Source organism: Streptomyces sp. NPDC050988 (genome assembly GCF_044456225.1).
Taxonomy (GTDB): Bacteria; Actinomycetota; Actinomycetes; order Streptomycetales; family Streptomycetaceae; genus Streptomyces.
Window position 1 is genome coordinate 1 of record NZ_JBITFQ010000006.1, and the last position, 20,662, is coordinate 20,662.

The 20,662-nt window shown below is 70.9% G+C and carries 10 protein-coding genes; 9 read left to right on the forward strand and 1 reads right to left on the reverse strand.

Features of this window, described 5'->3' with window-relative positions:
• Positions 1 to 298: 298 nt before the first annotated feature.
• The 9 genes from ACIBEI_RS15820 (at position 299) to fxsT (ending at position 18,810) form a co-directional block, all read left to right on the forward strand.
• Positions 299 to 2,065 carry a hypothetical protein gene (locus ACIBEI_RS15820; RefSeq protein ID WP_398889030.1) on the forward strand — a complete coding sequence of 589 codons (1,767 nt, stop codon included), beginning with the start codon at positions 299 to 301 and terminating at the stop codon, positions 2,063 to 2,065.
• Between the two features lies 1 nt (position 2,066).
• Entirely contained in the window at positions 2,067 to 3,017 is a 951-nt protein-coding gene (locus ACIBEI_RS15825) for a hypothetical protein (RefSeq protein ID WP_398889032.1), read from the forward strand.
• Positions 3,005 to 4,993, forward strand: a complete 1,989-nt coding sequence (locus ACIBEI_RS15830) for a PQQ-binding-like beta-propeller repeat protein (RefSeq protein WP_398889033.1) — start codon at positions 3,005 to 3,007, stop codon at positions 4,991 to 4,993. Before ACIBEI_RS15825 ends, ACIBEI_RS15830 begins: the two co-directional genes overlap by 13 nt.
• A gap of 263 nt (positions 4,994 to 5,256) precedes the next feature.
• A complete protein-coding gene (locus tag ACIBEI_RS15835; protein WP_398889035.1) occupies positions 5,257 to 7,329 on the forward strand; it encodes a hypothetical protein in 2,073 nt (690 codons plus the stop codon).
• A gap of 5 nt (positions 7,330 to 7,334) precedes the next feature.
• Positions 7,335 to 8,456, forward strand: coding sequence for a hypothetical protein (locus tag ACIBEI_RS15840; protein WP_398889037.1), 1,122 nt, complete (start codon positions 7,335 to 7,337; stop codon positions 8,454 to 8,456).
• Positions 8,453 to 11,344: a hypothetical protein gene (locus ACIBEI_RS15845; RefSeq protein WP_398889039.1), complete on the forward strand. Its 2,892-nt coding sequence runs from the start codon at positions 8,453 to 8,455 to the stop codon at positions 11,342 to 11,344. The genes ACIBEI_RS15840 and ACIBEI_RS15845 overlap by 4 nt, the downstream gene beginning before the upstream one ends.
• Positions 11,341 to 12,882, forward strand: a complete 1,542-nt coding sequence (locus ACIBEI_RS15850) for a VWA domain-containing protein (protein ID WP_398889041.1) — start codon at positions 11,341 to 11,343, stop codon at positions 12,880 to 12,882. The genes ACIBEI_RS15845 and ACIBEI_RS15850 overlap by 4 nt, the downstream gene beginning before the upstream one ends.
• Positions 12,883 to 13,242: 360 nt before the next feature.
• On the forward strand, positions 13,243 to 14,718 hold the full coding sequence (locus ACIBEI_RS15855; protein WP_398889574.1) for a hypothetical protein: 1,476 nt from the start codon (positions 13,243 to 13,245) through the stop codon (positions 14,716 to 14,718).
• A gap of 228 nt (positions 14,719 to 14,946) precedes the next feature.
• Complete coding sequence (fxsT, locus tag ACIBEI_RS15860) at positions 14,947 to 18,810, forward strand: FxSxx-COOH system tetratricopeptide repeat protein (RefSeq protein WP_398889043.1); 3,864 nt, start codon at positions 14,947 to 14,949, stop codon at positions 18,808 to 18,810.
• Between the two features lie 97 nt (positions 18,811 to 18,907).
• Here fxsT and ACIBEI_RS15865 read toward each other — a convergent pair whose 3' ends face one another.
• Entirely contained in the window at positions 18,908 to 20,509 is a 1,602-nt protein-coding gene (locus ACIBEI_RS15865) for an HEXXH motif domain-containing protein (RefSeq protein WP_398889045.1), read from the reverse strand.
• Positions 20,510 to 20,662: the final 153 nt, after the last annotated feature.

Here is a 20,662-nt window from a genome sequence, read left to right on the forward strand (position 1 = left end):
GAGAAGCCGCACCCCCGCCCCGAACCGCACCCCCGCCCCGAGCCTCACCCCGAGTCTCTCCTCATCCCCGAACCCCTCCCCGAACCCCACCCCCCCCCCCCACCCCCAACCCCCCCCCAACCCCCGGGGCCCCCCCCCCCCCCCCCCCCCCCCCCCGGGGGCCCCCGGGGGGGGGGGGGGGGGGGGGGGGGGTGGGGGCCGGCCGCCCCGGGGGCCCCCCCCGGGGGGGGGGGCGGGGGGGGCGCCGGGGGGGGGGGGCGGCCCCCCCCCCCCGGCCCCCCCCCACGCCGTCCCTGTCGTGCCGCTCACACCCGACGCACTCAACCGCTGGGCCTCGTTGGTCGCGGGAGCCCGTACCCGGGCGGTGTCCGCGCCCGCCTGGGTGGTGGCGCCCGGGCCCGCACCCGGGCCCGGCGCTCCCGCACCCACGCGGGGGGCCGGTGCGGAACACCCGGTCGACGAGGACGAGTTGCTCGACGACTTCGACGCCACCGCCACCCCGCGGGCCCGGCGGCTGCTGCGCAGCCTCGCCGTGGTGCCGCTGAACCTGCCCACCATGTGGCTCACCCACATGGTCACCGGCCAATGGCGCAGGGAGCCCTACGATCCGGCGCCGCTGGCCGAGGTGTTCTTCAGCGGACTGCTGCGTCCCAGTCCCGTACGGGACGGCACCGGGACCGATGAGGAGGAGCCCGCGTACGAGTTCGTCGGGGACACGCGTCAGACCCTGCTCGAGAGCATGGACCGGGTCGAGGCGGTGAAGACGTTCCAGACGGTCTCCGCATACGTGTCCACGATGATGGGCCGCACCCCGCTCGCCTTCCCCGCGCTGCTGGCCTCGCCGCGCGACGCCCGGCTCGTCGGCCAGATCGACCTGGAGATGCGTCCGTTCGCGGAGATCGCGGCACGGATCCTGAGAGGGCTCGGGCCCGCCTACGGCGACGCGGTGCGCCGTATCGAGGCGGCCGTCGCCGGGCTCCCCGACGCCGCCGGCCCGTCCGGTGTCCCCGGCCCCTCCAGCGCCTCTCCGGCGGCTCCGCCGACATCGGAGTCGGCTACCGCACCGCCGACGGCCGTCGCATCTCCCGTGTTCCCGCCGCCCTTTCCGGCGGCCGTCCCGACCGCCCCCGCGAAGACCCCGGAGCCGTCCGGGAAACCGCCGCACCGGGAGGAGGCGGCGCGGCAGCCAAGACGTACGATCGCCGTCCTGGGTACGGCGAACAGCGGCAAGACCACCTTCCTGGCGGCGGCCTCGCTCGCGGCCACGGCGGCCCGGCCGCGGCTGGGCCGCTGGAACGTCATCGCCGAGAGCGAGCAGGCGGAACACTTCCTGGTCCAGCAGACGAACGCCCTGGCGGTGGTGCGCCGCTTCCCCGAGGCGACGATGGGGCCGACGGCGTTCTCGTACGTCTTCCGCGCCGAGGTGCCGCGCAGGCGGCGCACGGAACGGGTCGACTTCGCGCTGGACTTCTGCGACGTCGGCGGCGGCGAGTACCGGCGGGAGAACTACGGCCGCAACCAGACGCTCGATGCACACCTGGGTCGGGCCGGCCATCTGGTGATCCTGCTCGACCCCGTGGGCAGCGTCCCTCAGGCCGAGTTCCTCGTCCCCCATCTGGAGCGGCTGACCCAGGAGTTCCACGAGAGCGGGCGGCTGGTGAAGGGGCGTCTGCCCCACCATGTCGCCTTCTGTGTCACGAAGTTCGACGAGCCCGCCGTCTTCCAGGACGCCCGGCGCGGCAACTGGGTCGGCCAGAACTCGCAGGGCGACCCGTGCGTGCCGGATGCCGATGCCGAGGGCTACATCGCCTGGCTGGGCCGCCGTTCGGCCGACGTGGGCCGGGCCCGGACCCTGGTGCGCGGGCACTTCCTGCCGCGACGGGTGTCGTGGTACGCGGTGTCGGCGATCGGGTTCCACCGCACCCGCGACGGGGTGTTGAACCTGGACGACTGCTCGAACCAGACGTACGACGAACACGGTCTGAGAGTGCTGCGGGGCCCGGCCCGGCCGCTGAACGTGCTGGAGCCGCTGATCGCCCTCGGGCGGGCGTCGGGAGACATCTGACATGGACTCTTCCCTCACCCTGCGTGCCCGCTGGGCCGTGCTGTCGAAACCGCAGGCCGACAGCAGCGACTACCGCGTCCTGGTCTGCAGCGACGGTCCCTCGGCTACGGCCTGGTTCGAACGCGTCGTACGCGACACGCTGTTCGGCACCCCACCGCCGTGGTCTGTCACGGGACGGCCGGGCGAGACGCTGCCGTGGATCTCGTTCGGGGTGTGCGATTCCGCGGCAGCGGTTTCGGGCGTTCGGTGGGTGACCGTGTCCGTGACGGACTGGAACAGCCTGGTGGAGGCGACCTGGGACTCCTCAGGCCGGCGCTCCGCCACCACGCGCTGCTTCCTGGTGCCCTACGAGCACGTGGCCCGGCACCGGACGGGGCTTGTGTCCCTGTGGAACGCGGTGCGGCCGGTGCGGCTGCCGCCGGAGCCGGCGGGGAGTCCGGCCTCCGTTCTCCTCACGGTGGAGACCGACCATGTGGAGCGGACCGCGCGGCTGGTGGACGAGCTCGGCTTCGACTGGGTCGCGGCCACCGCGGCGGTCGCGCTGGAGATGCCGCTGGCCCTGGCCGCCCCAGGGGACCGGTTCGCCCTCACCCGGATCGGCACCATCGACGCCGTCGCCTCCCTGCTGCCCTTCGGCTACCGGGCGGCGCTGACCGCCTCGACATGGGCCCCTGACGCCACGGCCACCACTCCGTGGATCTGCTACACGCGGGCGTCCTCACCGTGGCGGCTCCAGGTCCGCGAGGGCGTACCTCCCGAGCCCGCCTCCGAGAGGGCACGCGCCCATCTGGCCCAACTGCGGATACTGCGCAACGAGTTCGGCACCATCGGCCTGCTGCGCGCGCTGGCGGAGCGGACCGCCCCCGCGTCGTTCCCCGGCAGCGACGGCACACGGCGCCGGACGCGGACCTCTGCCGACGTGCATCTGGAGGGCTACCGATGGAAGAGCTGAGAAGTGACGACCCCAGACGCCTCGGGCGGTTCGCGCTGCTGTCCCGTATCGGTGCGGGCGGGTTCGGCGAGGTGTTCCTCGGGCAGGAGGACTCGGCGGTGGGCCGGCTCGCGGCGATCAAGCTCATCCGCACCGACGTCGCCGAGTCGGAGCGGCTCCGGCCCCGGTTCCGCAGCGAGATCGAGGCGGTCGACCGTGCGGGCGGCGAGGGCATACCCGAGCTGCTGGACGCCGATCCGGCGGCCCGCCGACCCTGGCTGGCCACGCGCTACATCCCGGGCCCCTCCCTGCAACGGCTGGTCGACGAGGCCGGCCCACTGCCCGAGGACACCGTGCTCGCTCTGGGCCACGGGCTCGCCCGCACCCTGGCCGATCTGCACGGCGCCGGGCTCTACCACCGGGACCTCAAGCCCAGCAACGTGCTGGTCACCAGGACGCACCCCTGGATCATCGACTTCAGCCTCGTACGGCTCGCCGCCGACCCCAGTCTGACCGTCACCGCGGACGCCATGGGCAGTTTTCAGTACGCCGCGCCCGAACAGGCGAGCGGGCTCGGCCGCGCTCAGGGGCCCGCCGACGTGTTCGCCTTCGCCGCGACCCTGCTGTTCGCCGCCACCGGCCATCCGCCCTACAGCGGCCGCAACCAGTTCGACATCCGGTTGCGCGCACTCACCGAGCCACCGGACATCAGCGGGCTGCGCGAGGGCACCCTGCGTGAACTCATCACCACTTGCCTTCAGTTCACCGACACCGACCGCCCTTCGATGGACAAGGTGGGAGCCGTCCTGGCCGCGGCGGCGGACATGGCTCGTATCCCCTATCCCCCCGCCGCGCTGCGGGTCTTCGAACGGCACCGGGACGAACTGCGTTCCGTCGTCGGGCCGCGGGCCGACCTGCTGGACCGGGAGGACGCGGGCGGGCGGGAACAGCCCACGCGCCGACTGGGGCACGGCCCCGCCAGGTCGGCTGCGACCTCCGCCGCGGGTGAGCGGTGGGTATGGCACTGCCACGACTGGATCCGCGAGCCGCCCCGGCTGTGGGGGGGCGTGGTCCTCACGGTCACGACGGCCGGGATCCTCTACTGGGTGGACTACCGCAGCGGGCGGCCGCTGTTTCGCCTGGACCTCGGAGCGCCGGTGCGGGGCGGCATGGTCCCGGCGGGCGACGCGGTGGTCCTGGGTACCGCCGACGGAGCTGCGCACCACGTCCGTCTGACGCCCGGCGGCCTCACGCACGCACGGCACCGGTTCGCGGCCGCGGTGCACGCGGTGGGCTGGTCCGGTGCCCTCCACGGCGTGTCCGAGCGGCTCTTCGTGGCCGAGGGCACGGGTGTGCAGGTGCTCGACCTCGGGACCGGGAACCGCCGTTGGGCCGTGGAGGACGTCGGAGCGGTGACGGGGCGGCCCCTGGTGACCGGCGCGACGGTGGTCTGCTGCACCGACCGGGGCTCGGTGCTGAGCCTGCGCATGGACGACGGAAGCCGGGTGTGGGGCGCGGACCTGAACGCGGCCTGCCCGGCGGGCGCGACGCCGCTCGGTGACACCCTGGTCGTGGCGACGGCCGACGGACGGGTCGAGGCCCTGAGCCGGGGCACGGGCCAGTGCCTGTGGACCACTCCGGTGGGCGGCACCGTGCATCTTCCCGCCGTCGGGTGTGACGGGACAGTCGCGGTCGCCACCGTGGAGGGCACCGTGACAGCCCTGGATGCCGCGGACGGCCGACCGCTGTGGACGGCGGTCGCCGACGGCCGGCACCCGCGGGCCCTGGACGTCCTCGCGGACGGCTCGGCGGTGTGCGTCGCCGACCAGGACGGAATCCGCCTGCTGGCCATGGCCGACGGCCGTGAGGAACGGCACTGGGAGCTGCCCGCAGCCTCTGGTCTGCATCCGGTCGAGGGCGGCCTGATCGCGGTCGGACTCGACGGCGCGGTGCGCCGGTTGACGCTGGGCACTGCAGCGGTCCCGACGAGGTCCTGAGCGGCTCCTTGTCCCAAATGAACTGAGATACATGTGTTAATAGGAAAAATAGTGAAAGATTCTTTCTTTTCATCGGACAGTGGGGCAAACCCGCTACGATCGCTGACGCGTCCTCAGCCGCCACTCCTTCACCGGGAGTTCATCGCCGCGGTGCGCCCGGGAGGACGCCGGTCCGAGGGGGAAACCGTGCACAGCGCCACAAGGGCGGACCAGCGCCCGATACCCGTATCCGACGGCCATGGCCAGGCCCTTGGGCGCCGCCCGTGACGAGCGTCCGCAGAGACGGGTCCGAACTCTTCACGCCACCGTCCGCGGACACCGGAGGCCCGGCCGCCGCAGAACCCGGGCTCTGCCCCGTCTGCTGGTCGAGCGCCGAACCCGGGCGCTGCGGCACCTGCGGCTGGGAACCGGACTCGACCGCCGGGCCCGAGGCGCGGGACGAGGAGCTCGCCGCCTGCTGGTCCTGGGACATCGCCGCCGCCGTTCTCGCCTCCCGGCACCTGGCGACGAGCGGCCGGACACCCAGCAGGCCGTCGGGCGGCGCCGTCGACGTCCGGCTACGGTCCCTGGCCCGGCGCGCACCGTCCCGGGGGCCGGCCCCCAGCGCCCAGGCCGCCGACTCGAAAGAGGGCCGGGACATGTCCCGCGGCAGTCTCGCGGGGGCTGTGTCCGTCCTCACCTCGCTCGCGGCCGGTGAGTGCGACGCCGTCTGTGTCCTCGGCATCTCCGCGACCGGCCTGACCGTACGGGAGCTGGGGCGGGACGAGCACGGAACCGGCTGGGCCCACGGTCCCGGCGGCGGTGGCACGAGCTGGCCCGAGGCCGCACCCTGGCTGCCGGCCTCCGCGGCGGAACGCGCCTTCGTGCTTGCGGGAGGCATCGGCACGGCACCTCCGTACGGGGTCCGGGGCGTGCCCCGGGCCACCGACCGGGCCTGGCAACCCGTCATCGACCGCGCCCTGCACACCGCGCTCGCGGCTCTGCGCGCCGCACGCGCCCAGGGCCGCATGGTGCCGCTCGTCCTCGTCTGCCAAGCGGTCGGCTGGCGCTGGCCCGACCAGGTGGCCAGGGCGCTGGCGGCCCGGACACCCGCGGCCGCCCGGGTGCTGCTGGACGCCTCCGATGTCCGCGGCCTGGACGACATCGTGGCGAAGGCCTGCCATCAGGTGCCGCTGCGCCACGGCTACGCCCTGCTCACCCGCCCCGACCAGGCCGGTCCCGACCAGGAGAGGACCTCGGCCCGCATCTTCTTCCCCTGCGGCACCGCCCTGCCGCAGGAAGGCGAACTGCTGTCCTCCGTCGAGCTGTTGGCGGACCCCGGTCAGACCTCCGGGGTGTACGCCCTGCCGCTGGTCACGACACGGGGAGCCCGCACCGAGGACTGGCCGGTGCTTCGCACCGGGCGGACCCGGGTACGGCCCGGCGGTCGCACCACCGTCACCGTCGCACTCGACCGGGACGGCCAACTGCGCTTCGCCGGACCGGAACTGCTCGCCGATGACCGATACGGGCGCACACTGCCGCAGCCGGCCGACCCGGCCCTGCCCCGCTCCGGAGCCGCGGATCTGCTCCTCCTGTTCGAACTCGGCGGCGACCGCCGCGAGTTCGAGCGTCGCGCCCGCTTCCTGCGCACGCTGCTCCAGCAGATCGACGTCGCCCTGCGGCCGGGCCGGGCCGACGAGTCCCCGGTGGCCGCGAGGGGCCTGAGCGTCGGGCTCATCGGTTACGAGGACCACACCTTCATGCCGGTGCGCGCCGAGTCGGCCCTCACGGTGCTCCGCCCCTGGGGACCCGGCTCCGCGAGGGCCGCCGCCGAGGCCGTCCGCCGGTTTCCCGCACGCCCCGTACGGCACGACTACGCCGCCCCGCTGGAGGACGCCCTGCACGCCGCGGCCCATTGGCCGCACTGGCGGGACGACGCCCGGCACGTGCTGATCGTGCTGGCCCGCCGGCCGCCCCACCCGACACGCCAACAGGCCGACCTCAGCCTGCCCTGCCCCGACGGGCGCGACTACGAGGCGTCCCTGCGCCGTCTGCGGTCGGTGTCCTGCCCCGGCCTGACCGTCGTCGGCGTACGCGACCCGGCCGCCGACAGCACCGGACAGTGGCGCCCCAAGACCCTCGAACGACTGCAGAAGGCCTGGCGCGACCTGGGCCGCGACCACCTCTTCACCCTCGGGACCCACACCCCGGAAGACGTTGCCCTGTGCGTCAGCAGCGCCCTGGGCCACCCCGCCGAGGCGCCCGGGCTGCTGACCGACCCGGGCGGCCCACGTCCCGCCGTGCCGCACGGCTTCGGCCCCTCGGCGGCACGCACTCAGCCGGAAGGACAGTGAGCACGATGACTGAAGACGAGCCGGACGAGACCCGTTTCCCACCGGCCCTCATGCCGCCGGACCCCTTCCCGGAGACCGTCGGGAGCGACGACGCGGAACCTCTCTGGCCGGTCGAAGCCTCCCCCACGCCGACCGAGGACGCCGGCCGGGACCCAGTGCCGGTCCCGCCCGGCGATCCGGCCTCCGCCCGGCCGCAGGACACCGCCACCCGCATCGGTGTGTGGGGTTCCCCTGCCTCCGGCAAGACCACGTTCCTGGGCGCCCTGCGCCTCGCGGCGCTCGACCCGGCCGGACCGTTCGGCCGGTGGCAGGTGGTGCCGTCCGACGACGCGTCGGAGGCCTTCCTGGTGGAGACCGCCCGGCAGTTGGCCATCGACCGGATCTTCCCGCCGGCGACCCAGCAGATCCGCTCCTACGCCTGGCGGTTCCGGGGGGACATCAGCCGCACCGCCTTCGGCCGGCGCAGACTCTGGCGCGCCCGCCCCTCGCCCCGCATGGAGTTCGACCTGAGCGTCCTGGACGTGCCCGGCGGCGCGTACGAGGACCTCCGGGGCGGTGCCATCGCCACCCGGAGCGTCGAGCACCTGGCCCGGGCCCAGGGGCTGGTCTACCTCTTCGATCCGCTGAGGGAGGCCCAGGACAGCGACTCGTTCGCCTACCTCAACGGGACGCTGACCCGGATCACCCGCATCTGCATGGAGGAGGACCGGCTGGACGGGCCCTACCTGCCCCACCACATCGCGGTCTGCCTCACGAAGTTCGACGATCCGGAGGTCTTCGACCGGGCACGGCGCGGCGGCTGGACCGACCTCGGCCGCAACGGCGTACCCGTGGTGTCCGACCCGGCCGGCTTCTTCGACTGGCTGGCCGACGACCTGCACGGCAGCACCATGCGGCTGGTCGGGCAGACCCTGCGCGCCAACTTCCATCCGGCGCGCATCCACTACTTCACCACCTCCGCGATCGGATTCGGCACCATGCCGGGCGGCTCGATCGACCTCAAGCGGTTCGGGAACGTCAACGTGGTCGACGGGAACTACCGCATCGTGGGGCCGCTCAGCCCGTACAACGTCATGGACCCGCTCGTGGCTCTGCTGCTCGGCATGCGGGACGGGGGACGCCCATGAACGACGTGTTCACGGTCAGGGCGCCGTGGGCCTGGTACAGCAAGGAGCCCGGCTCACTCGACGAGTACGACGTGCTGCGCTGCGCCGGAGGGGCTGAACGCCGCGACTTCTTCGCCCAGTACATCACCGCCGCGGGGCTCGGCAATCCGCCCTCCGCGAGGGCCTCGCACGACCAGCTGCCGTGGGTCTCCATGGTCGGCCTCCTCTTCGACGAGGGCCAGTGGACCGGCATCTCGGTGATGGAGCCCTCACCACTGCGGGACGGCGCGAACCGAGAGGTCACACCGACCCGCTACTTCCTGCTGAACTCGCCCGAACTGGTGCAGCACCGCGTGGGGTACGTGACCCTGTGGGACGCCGTGTCCGACGTTCCGCTGCCGCCGGAGCGCAACGACAGCATCCCGCTGCAGGTGCGCATGCTGTCCGGCCACGGACTACTGACCGGTCTGGACCGCATCGCCGACCACATTCCCGGCATCTCCCCCGAGGCGGAGACGGACCTGCGGCGCACGGCGGCCGCGCGGTGGGCCGCCGCCGTGGCAGCGCTCCTCCTGGAAGGCGGCCCCGTCGTGATCACCGGCGGCGGCGCGCTCGACACCCGGACCCGGCTGGCCGTGTTCGACGCGGTCGTCGGCTTCCTGCCGTACGGGGTTCGCGGCCGGCTTGCCGTGGGCAGCTGCCTGGACGGCGGCGACAATCCGCCCACGCACCTGGCCTTCGGTCCGGGGCACACCCCCGCCTGCCGTCCCGTGCGCCTGGGGGCCCTCCCGCAGGTCGCCGAGGGCCGGCCCGACCAGTACCGGCGGCGGCTGACCCATCTGATCGAGGACCGGGGATTCGGAACGGTCGTCGACAGTCTGCTGTCCCACGCCGATCCCCTCGCCCTGTCCGATCACACCGGCGTCCTGCGCTGCCTCGATCAGCTGGATCCCTTCCAGGCGGCGGTGAACGCGGTGGAGACCGGCCACGAGTCGGTCCACATGATCGCCGAGGGCCTCAACAGCCTGACGGACGGCACCGATCCGGACTCCGCCGACGTACAGCGGCTCGTCCGGCGCGGCATCGCCTACGTGGTCGAGGAGAGCGACCGGACGGCGGACGACGCGCTGCGACGGCTGTGGGTGGAGGAGGACAACGGGACGCTGGTGTCCACGTGCGTGGCACAGGACCTGCTGAGCGTGGCCCTGAGCGGTGCCACCGCAGGCACGGACAGCTCCTCCTGCCGTGAACGGCTGAGCCGTCTGTGGCAGATGGTGGAGGACTGCGGCAAAGAGGCCGAGGTCCTGCGGCTGCTGTCCGGCAGCGAGGGGCCCGACGCGGATCAACGACTGCCGTTCGTGGTCGACTTCCTGTGCGTCCTGGGACCGGCCAGGGTGGTCGGGGACGGTTTCGCCGCCGCGCAGGTGCTGTGGGGAGAACGCCGGCTCACTCTGGGCCTCCTCGGGAAGGAGTCGACCACCTCGGTCAGGCTGCGCCAATGGCTGGAAGCGCTCGCGGTGAGCAACCACGACGCCCCGGCCTGGCTCCGCGCGTGGTCGGTCCTGTTGCCCGGCGCGGAGACGCACGCTGCCCTCCTCGAACCGCGTCCGACTCCCGAGGACTCCCTCCATGTGCTCTCCGCCACCATCCGTGCGGAGCGCGCGGACTGGACTGCCGACACCGTTCGCGTCCTGTGGGTGCCACTGTGCACGCTGGCCGTCGCATCGCGGGGCAACGGACGGGCCGAGGAGAACGGCCGGGACGGAGGGACGTTCACCCTCCCCTTCCGGAACCGTGGAGCGTCGCGGAACCCGTCTCCGCCGGACGAGGCGGGAGAGCCGGGTGCGCAGGCGCTCGTGACGGTCCTGCGCGCCGACGCTGACGTCTGGCAGGACTGCAGAGCGTGGGCCGACGTCCTGCGCTGCGTCGTCGGGCTCCCGGCAGTCGGCCCGCAGTGGCGCGAGGAGGCCTGCGTCGCCTACGCGGAGAGTCTGGACTTCCTGCTGCGGGACAGAAGGCTGGAGCCCTTTCTGCACGTACTGCTGAGCGCGCTGGCCGAGCCCGTGCTCGCCGACCCCTGGGACAAGGAGGGGGAGACGATCGTGCTGGCGGTCCTCGACATGGCACCGGACCAGGGGGCCGTGGCGGCGCTGCGCAAGCGCGTCGCCGCCCGGAACCGGTTCTGGCATGAGCGGGCAGCCGCGGAAGCCGCCCGTGCCGCCGAGACCCGGCACCGGGTGGAGCAGCAGGTCGTCCGGGCACACCCACAGCAGCGCCAGACGGCGCACCGGACCGGTCCGGATCGTCGCCCGGCGGCCGCACCGGTGACCAGCGGGGCGATGGCCTGGTCCGACGAGGACTCCGGACGCGGACCCGTCGTCCGCCTCGGGGGAAACCCCTCCCCGGGCACCGGCGACATCCCGCGGCGGGGTGAGCGGACGCAGGACCAGTACACCCCGCTGGAGGAATTCGCCGTGGCCGTCCGCCGGTCCAATCCGGCCCGCGACATCGCGACGAGGTGGGCTCCTTTCGTCCTCCGGCTGGACACCCAGGACGGTCGCTTTGCCCTGGAACAGGCGGGTCTCTGGTGGGAGAAGGCGCTGAACGAGGACCGCACGGCACTCTTCGACCACCTTGAGCTCGCGCTGCGCACCGAGCATCAGTGCGGCGCCCTCGCCACCACGGAGGTGCTGCAGGACATCCGCCGCCTGATAGTGGCCGGCCGGGCAGCCGGCCACGGCGGCGGCGGATGGCGAGCCAGAACGATCCTCAAACAGGCGAAGCGGGACCTCAGACAGCAGCGGTCACGCGTACGTGAACTGCGCAGGGTACGGCTGCTGTCCTTTCTCAACCTGTCCTCGGGCAGGCCGCGCAGGCACAGGAAGCGGAACAAAGGAATCAGCCAATGATGAGCAACAACGGGCTCGGAACACTCCGCCGCTCCCTGACAGCCGTGCTGACCACGGGTTCCCTTGCGCTGCTGACGGCTCTGGGCACCGGTGCGCCCGCGCGGGCAGCCGACTCCGGCGACCTGGAGTCCTTCCTGGACACGGTCGTCGGCCACCGGGGAGCGAGCTATGCGGTGGTCGTCGACACCTCGCAGTCCATGGCGGACAACGGCGCCTACGACAAGGTCCGCGCGGTGCTCCCGACGTTCCTGAAATCGCTCCACACGAAGGACCGCGTCTGCGTGATCCCATTCGGCGAGGGCGCCCGCGCCTGCGAGATGGTGTCCCGGGACGAGGCGCTCGCAGGACTCGGCGAAGCCCTGCCCCCGAGCCCGGACGGCACCGCCTCCAACTTCGGGCGCGCCTTCGAGCAGGCCCTGGACGGGCTTCAGCGCACCGACACCGACGCATGCGGCGTACTGCTGCTGTCCGACGCCGAGTTGCACGCGCCTGACGATCGCCGATACCGCGACTTCAAGGCGAACGGCTGGTCCGCGCTGCGCAGACAGGCCTCCGGCCTCCCGGCGGACCGGAACCTGACGGGCTACGGCATCCCGCTGGCCCCCGGCACCGACGTCGAGACCGTCCTCGCCAAGGTCTTCCCCAGCTACCGGATGCTCGACAAGTCGGGGTCCGGGACCGGCGCGGCCATGAAGGAGGCGCAGGACGACACCCGCCTGCGGCAGGCCGCCCTGTCCGTCGCCGGCGACAAGGGCAAGGGGATCCGCGTCTCCTGGCCCGGCACCCGCAAGGGCCGGCCGGTGACCGCGGGATCAGACATACGCGTAAGGCTCACGGCAACCACGAAGGCGCTGCCCGTACGTCTGACCGACCTCAGGATCGACGGTCTGCCCCAGGGCGTGGCTCTCGCCGCCGACCTGCCCCGTTCGGTGGAACTGCGGCCGGGCGCGTCCCGGGACATCGACCTCTCGCTGCGTTCCACCGGCGTACACCGCAAGGACTGGAAAGGCGGCCCCGAGACCGAGACATGGCACCTCTCCGTCACAGGCAGGGTGAGTACGCCACTGGCGGCGGCCGCCGAACATTACGCAGGCAAACGGGTCGATCTCGCGGACGGCCCGGGCGGCGAGACCCTGTCCGTCGAGGGAACGGCACAGACGACCGCCGACCCACTGCTGTGGGCCGCCCTATTGGGGATCGTCGTGGTGGTCCTGATCCCGTGCGGCATCTGGCTGCTGCGCCGGTACCGTCCGGTCCGGGGAACGGTGTCCGCCGAAGCGGTCGACGCCCGCCATCCGCTGCAGATCCCGCTCCAGGGACGCCGTGAGGTCACGGCGGACCTCTCGTCCCTGTTGGAGAGCACCGGCACGGTCAGGATCAAGAGCGTTCCTGGCCCACTGCGCCAACAACCACCGATCCGCCTGCGCTGCCGCACGGCCGACCGTCCGGAACGCGAGATCATCTGCTCCCCCGGCCAGACCGTGCTGCTGTGCGGCATCGAGTTCCGCTACGACTCGCTGCCTGCTCAGCGTCTGTGACCACAGGAACGGTTTCACCGGGTGGATGCGCAAGCCTGGCCGGAATACGGCCGCGGCTGCGTCACAGCGCAGGCTGTGAACACGGAGCATGTCGGCGACATCACCCAACTGGGCGGCGACTGCGGGAAGTTCCGCTGCCGGGCGGTCGCCGCTGGTCATCGCCCGCCGGGAGGCGCACCGTTGGTTGACCAAACCCGTGGGGCACCCGCGGCTGTCATCAACTCCATTCTCTCTTACGACTCTTCACGCCGATGACGGCAGGGAAGGCTAGTCGTAGGCTGTCCGGATCAGCGGGAATGGGATCGCACTCGATGACAGCCGGGGGGAGGTCGCGAGGTGGAGGAGCGCAGCGCCGCACGCGTGCGCAATGAGCTCATTGCCGATATCACCCGCATACTCACGAGGTCGGAGACCATGCGCCGCCAGGCCGGCGCGGACATGGTGGTCCAGGATCTCACTGCGGAACTGGGGCCGCGGGCAAGGGTGGAGGTCGATCCTCGGCAGGACGGACCGCTTTCGCTGTGGCTGCGTCAACTGGTCAAGTCCTGCGCGGCCGCCGACGAAGGGCTGCAGACACTGGCCCGTTGTCTGAGCTACGCCGAGCAGGAGTCGGAGACCGTCCTCGCGTTACGGCGTCTGGTGGACGAGTGGGAGGCTGTGGCCTTCTTCCAGGACGCCGACCTGCACGCCCTGCGGCCCGTCCTTCACAGCATCCGCTCCGCTTCTCTGCTGACCACACTCGCCCGCCGCGCCAGTCACGCCCGTACCCAGGAACTGGAGTCCTGGTGCGATACCGGTTGGGAGGTGTTCCTGCACCTGGCCGGGGACAACGCGGCGCCCGACGAACTCCCTCCTTCCATGGCCTTCCTCTCCCTCGCCGCCGGACATCTGGTCAAGGAGGGGCGTACCAAGGAAGCGGAAGAGATCCGGCGGTGGAACCGGAAGCAGTCCCAACTCAGGGAGTTGGCCGATGAGATGACCAACTGCCTGCAGGGCGACTACGAGACTCCCGGCGATCCGTCCCTCCACCCGGCATACCTGCTCATCCAGTTCGAGCCGGACGGCGTGGACCCAGGCAACTACTACCTGTCCCACTGGCGGCAGTCCGACGCCGACGGCTGGCATCCGATCCCGGGCGAGACCGTCAGTCTTCAACGGGCTCAACTGCCCGGCGCGGTGGACCGTCTCATCGAACAGGCCGAGGAACGCTGGTCGGATCTGCGCCAGCCCGTGGTGATCGAGTACATCCTGCCGTGGGAATTACTCGGCGAGCCGGTCGAGTGGTGGACCAAGGAACCCGACGGGCCCGTCCCCACCCCCCTGGTCATGGACTACACGATCGTTCTGCGCAGTTTTGATCGCCTACGCAGGGGTGCCTGGCATCGGCCCTGGAACAACCGTTGGCGTCAGTTGAAGGACAGACCGGCCGACAGCCGCTCGTACTGGAGCCAGCCGGAACAGTCCGCCTTCCATCTGGAACGCGAACTCAAGGAGGACGAGCAGATCGTGTGCATGGTCCTCAGCGAGCCACCCTGCGATGACTCGTCGGATGCTCGGCAGGAGTTCGTCGCGGCACTGCGGGCCGGTATCCCCGCCCTGCTGTGGGACAGGAGCGGCTCGGGTATGGCGTTTCGTGAGGCCGCCGCGGACATCGTCCAGGACGGAGGTCTGGCTGGACTCCTGGAACGCACCCGGCGGTGGCGGAACGAGGCGCTGGCGCTCGGACCCGAGAGCTGGAACGGCCATGTGGGACGCCACTTGGCCCTGTTACTGGACGACCCTGAACGGCTGCCCGGGCCCTCGGTGCCAGGGGGCGGATCGAGCAACACCGGATGAGAAGTCACCGAAGGACGGGGGAGAGGAGGCCGCATTCCGTGATGCCAAGTACGTCGATCAGAGCACGTCACCACGCGCCCATGTCGCAGGTAAGCTTCCCTTTGTACGGGGTGGTTGTCGCATACGTCGGCGTGGACGTTTCCCCGTCGCCGCAACGACACAACCACCAAGCCTCTGCGAGTGCCCATGCCCAGTGACGATGCTCGGTGCGAGCATTTAAGGGCCGGGATGGACTCGGCGTCTCTGTGGAACGCTCCGCATCCGAAGGACGGTTCGGTACCGACGGAGGCGATCCTGGTCGTCGATTCCCACGTGAGCATGCGTGTGTACGACCAGGTGATCCAGGAGCTGCCCGGAATCCTCGGCGAGAGCTTCGCGCATGTGCGGGTTGTCCACCTGTCCGGCACGGACGAGACGACGCCGTCCCGCGTGCGAACCGACCCGGAGCTGGGAACGGCACAGGCCGGTACCCGGCGGGTGGTTCTGCTGATCACTGACGGTCTGGCGGCCGGTTGGCACCTGGGTGCCGTGCAGCCCCTGCTGCGCGAGTGGGGGCTCGCCTGGCCGGTGACCGTGATCGACGTACTCCCCCCTCATCAGTGGTTCCGCACCGGTCTCGACGTGTCCCACGTTCAGGTGAAGGCGCCTACGCCGTGGGGTGCCAACAGCTCCTGGGAGTGGCGCCGACGGGAGCTGCCGCCCGAGCTGCGCGGGACCGAGGCCGATGTGGGGTCATGGGAAGAGGCCGCGGAGGACGCGGGGGAGGAAAACCTGCCGGTCGTCGTCCCCGTTCTTTCCCTCGTCCATCATGGGGCGCGGGCCCTGTCCGCCCTGCTGGCCGAGAGCGAACCACACTGGCTGGACATGCCGGTGGTACTGGCCCACCGCTGGAAGGCCCGACCGGATTCCGCCCGGGCCTTTCCCGGCGCGGCCGAGTTTCCCGGTCCCCCCGGCCCACCGTCCGCGGCCGACCGGGTCTCCGCCTTCCGCGCCGCCGCCTCCCCCACCGCATTTCGCCTTGCCACCCGCCTTGCCGCCGCACCGCTGAGCCTGCCCGTCGTCCGCAGTCTGATCCACTCCACACCCGGTGCCGGGCCGGTCCATGCCTCCGAACTCTTCCTGAGCAGCCTGGTCCGCACCACAGGAGTCCGCGACGACACCCCAGAAGCCGTGGTGTACGAGTTCCTTCCGGGCGCGCGCGAGCAGCTCCTCGCCCTGGGCCGGCGAAGCACGACCCTCGGGACACTGCGCGAGGTACGAGAAGTGCTGGCTGCGGTGCCGGCGAGCGCGTCCCTGCTGCCACCGCCCTCCGCGTCACTGCACGACCCGGCCATTCCCACGGTCACGTCCCGCAACGCCGAATTCCTCCGTGTGGAACTGGAGGCATTGGTGGCCGTGTCGTTCCTTCAGCGCGCCGGGATTCTACGAAATGCCCTGGAATGGCACCATCAGCGGCATGCCGTTCGCCTCGCCGACCTGCCCACCGCCGTGTCCGACGACGCCCCGTCCCCTCCCTCCGCAGAAGACGAAGGAGCATCGCGTATGTCGATCACACCCCAGCGCCCAGAGGAAGGAGTACGGACCGCACAGCCACGCGTTTGGAGCCTGCCCCCGCGCAACCAGAACTTCACCGGCCGGACCGAACTCCTCAACCTGCTAGACCAACGGCTGGGTGAGGGCACGACGACGGTCCTGCCCGAGGCGATCCACGGCATGGGCGGCGTCGGGAAAACCCAGCTGGCGATCGAGTACGCCTACCGACACCAGTTCGAATATGACATCGTCTGGTGGATCCCGTCAGAGCGGCCGGGGCAGATCGGCCAGTCCCTGGTGGAACTCGCCAGGAGGCTTGGGCTGACCAGCTCCTCGGAGATCAACGTGGCCGGGCCTGCGGTGCGAGAAGCACTGCGCGAGGGGCGCCCGTACTCCCGGTGGATGCTGATCTTCGACAACGCGGACAGCCCCGAGCAGGTACGCCCGTACTTCCCGACCGGCGGCACGGGCACGATCCTCGTGACGTCCCGGAATCGGCGCTGGGGCCTGATGGGCGGCTCTCTCGAGGTGGACGTGTTCGCCCGGGAAGAGAGCAAGGAGCTGCTCCGTGGCTCAGGGCCGATCCTTGAGGACGAGGAGGCTGAAGCCCTGGCCGAGGCGCTGGGCGACCTTCCGCTCGCACTCGTGCAGGCCGCGGCCTGGCGGGCCGAGACCGGCATGCCGGCATCCGAGTATCTGCGACTGTTCGAGAGCAAGAAGAACGAACTGCTGGAGACCGCCCCGCCACCGGACTACCAGCTGCCCGTCGCCGCGGCCTGGAACGTCTCCCTCGACCATCTGGAGACCCGCAGTCCGGCCGCGCTCCGTCTGCTCCAGCTGTGTTCCTACTTCGCGCCGGACCCGATCTCCAGGAAAATTCTGTCTCGCCGCGAGAGTGACAGCCCCTTCCGTGAGCTCGACGCCACGCTGAGTGACCCAATGAAGCTCGCACGAGCAATTCGGGAGATCAACCGCTACTCGCTAGCCCGTATCGACCACCGCACGAACTCGATCGAGATGCACAGGTTGGTGCAGCACGTTTTGATCAACCGCATGAACCCACAGGAGCAAAACCGCATGCGCGAGAGCGCCCACTCCCTGATGGCGACAGCCGACCCCCAGGCGCCAACCGATCCGACGAGCTGGGATCGATACGCTGAGCTCTACACACATGTGATGGCCTCGGACGCCCTTCGGTCGAACCAGTCGTGGACCCGCGACCTTGTGATCAACGTCGCCAAGTACCTCTACCACTGGGGAGATCACGACGTCGCCGTCGACTTCTCCGAGTCCGCCTGGAAGACCTGGCTGGAGCTCTTCGGAGAGGAGGACCACCAGACACTGCTGATGGGCCAGTGGCTGACCTGGATGTACTGGACGGTCGGCCGGTACCGAGAGGCCTCCGACCTGGTCGAGCACGTCCGCCGGGTCTACGATCGCGTCGCCGACCCCGACAGCGAAAGCGCCCTCGACGCGATCGACACGGAAGCGGTCGTACGCCGAGCCGAGGGCCGCTTCCAGGACGGAGTGGACCTGGGCCGAGTCGCCCACGAGCGGGCGGTGCGCGCCTTCGGCGAGGACGACCCCGTAACCCTGAACATCGCGCACAACCTCGGTGTGGGTCTTCGTCTCACCGGCGCTTTCCTGGAGGCGCGCGACCTGGACCGCAGGACGTGGGCGCTCAAGCTGCGCGTGTTCGGCCGCGACGAACAGCGCAGTCTCATCACTGAGAACTCGATCGCCATCGATGTCAGGGAGATCGGGGAGTACATCGGCGCACTCCAACTCCAGGAAAGCGCCCTGGCGGCGTCCCGCGAGCTCTTCGGCAGCGACAACCCCGGTACGACCGACATGGTGCGCGAACTGGGCATCGCCTGCCGCAAAGCGGGAGATCACGCACGCGCCCTGGAGTTCGCCCTTGAGGCCCATGAAGGATTCACCCGCCGCTACGGAGAGACCCACCCCCGTTCCCTGGCAAGCGCGCTGTCACTCGCCATCGCCCTGCGCCAGAACGGTGACCTGGGCGCGGCCCACGCCAGGGGCCTCCAGGCCTGTGCCGGCTACCGGGCCGTCTTCCACGAGCGGCATCCCTACACCATGTCCGCGGACGTCGGCCTGGCAGTCTCCGAACGCCTGCTGGGGCGCCCGGCGGAAGCACGCCGTCTGGACGAGACAGCACTGGACGCACTCGTGGACACGGTCGGTCCACTCCACCCTTTCACCCTGGTGACCGCCATCAATCTTGCCAGTGACCTGGCGGCACTGGGGGATCACCAGGAAGCAGTGAACAGGGGGCGGGAGACGCTCACGAGGTGCGTGGAGACCTTCGGCCCAGACCACCCGACCACGCTCGCCTGCGCCGGGAATCTCGCCAAGGATCTGGTGTCTCTCGGCCTGGAAGAGGAGGGCACAGCCTTGCGCAGGGACACAGGGGACCGCCTGGAGCGGGTGCTCAAAACATCACCCGCCGGGCAGGGCGGTGCGGCTCCCCACCCTGCTGCCGTGGAGTTCCGGGAGGGCATCCGGGCGAACTGCGACATCGACCCTCTGCCTCTGTAGCGCGGAACAGAAGACGCCAGACACGGAAGACGTCGGACAAGGGCACGAACGGCAGCTGTCTCTCATCCCGTTCGTGCCTCCTGTGTGAGCGTCGAGTTCAACCCGTGTCCGCGCCGCCGGCCAGCCAGGCAGCCAGCCGGACGGGATCGGCCTGCTCCATGTCGGCGGCCCTCAGGGCTTCCTGGACCGCCCTGGCACGCTCGGGAAACCGCAGCAGAAGCCTGGAGGCCGCACCCTGTCCGGGGTCATCCACCAGGGCCCGCCCCAGAAGGGCCCAAACACCCGCCGAAGGTCTCTCGGCAAGCAGTTGCTCCACCAGGATGCGGCGAGCAGCCGACCGCTCGCCGAGGGTCAGAAGCACATCTGCCCGCCCTGCCCCACTGACCTGCTTCTCGGCTTGATGGATCCAGGCTCCCTCTGGATCGGTGATGCGGTGCCGGGCAAGGACAGCAGCCGTGTCCAGACCGTCCGCGCCGGTGTCGGCCACCGAACGAGGAGGAGCTTCAAGGAGAACGGGCGGATACCTGTCCCCTCGCGTCCACGCACGAACGGCCTCGTCAACAGCCTGCCGTGACGGTCTCAGATGATGCGCACGCCACATGGCGTGATGACTTGCCCTCGCCTCACGAGTCAACCGCAACTCCTTGTCCGGCACCTCTTCGGCCACCCAGAGCGCACAATGCTCGCCCAGAGTGTCCAAGAGGCGACGTCCCACCGGATTCAGCCGTGGGTGCCGCCAGACACTGTTCAGCGTCGACCACACCTGTTCCCGGCAGAGGGCGAACTCGAAGTCGGCCAGCGGTGAGGGTGCTGCACCTGAGCTCCGGCGATGAGCACGCCAGAACCGCGTTACTCCAAAGAAGGCATAGATTCCTTGCAGAAGCCCCTCCAGTGGCCGGGGGTCGTCGCGCCACGGCGCGTAGAGCAACTCCTTTCGCTCATTCGGCATTTGGGCCCTGCGCAGCAACGGTTCGAGGTGGATCAAGGCCCCGAGCTTGATGTGCTGGAACTCATGCACCAGGGTGGCGGCCAGCTGGGAAGGACTGTCCGGCAGTGAAGCGCTGACCCCGCCGAAGGCTTCGCCGGCCGAACTACTGAATGGCCGAAATCTCTCTCTTGGTTCTGCAGGCGCCAGGGAAACGAGAGCACCGGACCGCATTTCCTCCGCCACGACCGGCTCGTCGCGAACGAGCATGCCCCATGCCTCGGTCAGCGAGGAACGCCAGACGTGTTCCTCACCGCTTGTCAGGGTGCGTGGTGCACGGGGACCGACGAAGGCCCGATAGGGATCGTGTTCCTCCACCACGAGGCGGAGAGCGGACTGCCGCGCATCGAGGACCAGCCGACGGATCGGTAGCCAGCCGGGCTCGGAGCGCTGCCAGTCGGGCTCCGCCCGAACCTCGGTGCCGGCGGCGACCACGCGCAGAGAACCGTTACGTCCCGTGGCATGTGCCGTAGCCCAGGGTTCCTCGGCCGGGAACGTCGCACAGCCCAGGCCGGGAAAGGCAACGGTCCCCCGGAAGGCCGGGACTCCCAGAGAGAACGAAAGCCGAGCGCGGGTCGCCGCGGCGACGGCCAGGACGGAAAGATGCCCGGTGACGGCCCACAGCGGAAGTTGCCCCGAAGAGCTGTCCCGCAGGCGCCGCAGGGCCGAGGACAGCCATATGCCCGTTCCCGGAGACATCAGGATCTCCTCCACGACCTCGGGCACCGCGCGCTGAGCGCGCTCCAGCAAGCGCCACGCTTCGGCTACGGGCGCCCCCTCTCCTCCTCCGGCGCTCACACCGGCCCGGTCGAGGAAGGCTCGCAGCAAGAGCAGACGGCGGCTGCGTTCGGCCTTCCGTAACTCGCT

Excerpts from the sequence above, each read along its gene's own strand:
- ACIBEI_RS15845 (WP_398889039.1), top strand. The coding sequence starts at position 8,453 with ATGAACGACGTGTTCACGGTCAGGGCGCCGTGGGCCTGGTACAGCAAG.
- ACIBEI_RS15825 (WP_398889032.1), top strand. The coding sequence starts at position 2,067 with ATGGACTCTTCCCTCACCCTGCGTGCCCGCTGGGCCGTGCTGTCGAAA.
- ACIBEI_RS15830 (WP_398889033.1), top strand. The coding sequence starts at position 3,005 with ATGGAAGAGCTGAGAAGTGACGACCCCAGACGCCTCGGGCGGTTCGCG.
- fxsT (WP_398889043.1), top strand. The coding sequence starts at position 14,947 with ATGGACTCGGCGTCTCTGTGGAACGCTCCGCATCCGAAGGACGGTTCG.
- ACIBEI_RS15840 (WP_398889037.1), top strand. The coding sequence starts at position 7,335 with ATGACTGAAGACGAGCCGGACGAGACCCGTTTCCCACCGGCCCTCATG.
- ACIBEI_RS15850 (WP_398889041.1), top strand. The coding sequence starts at position 11,341 with ATGATGAGCAACAACGGGCTCGGAACACTCCGCCGCTCCCTGACAGCC.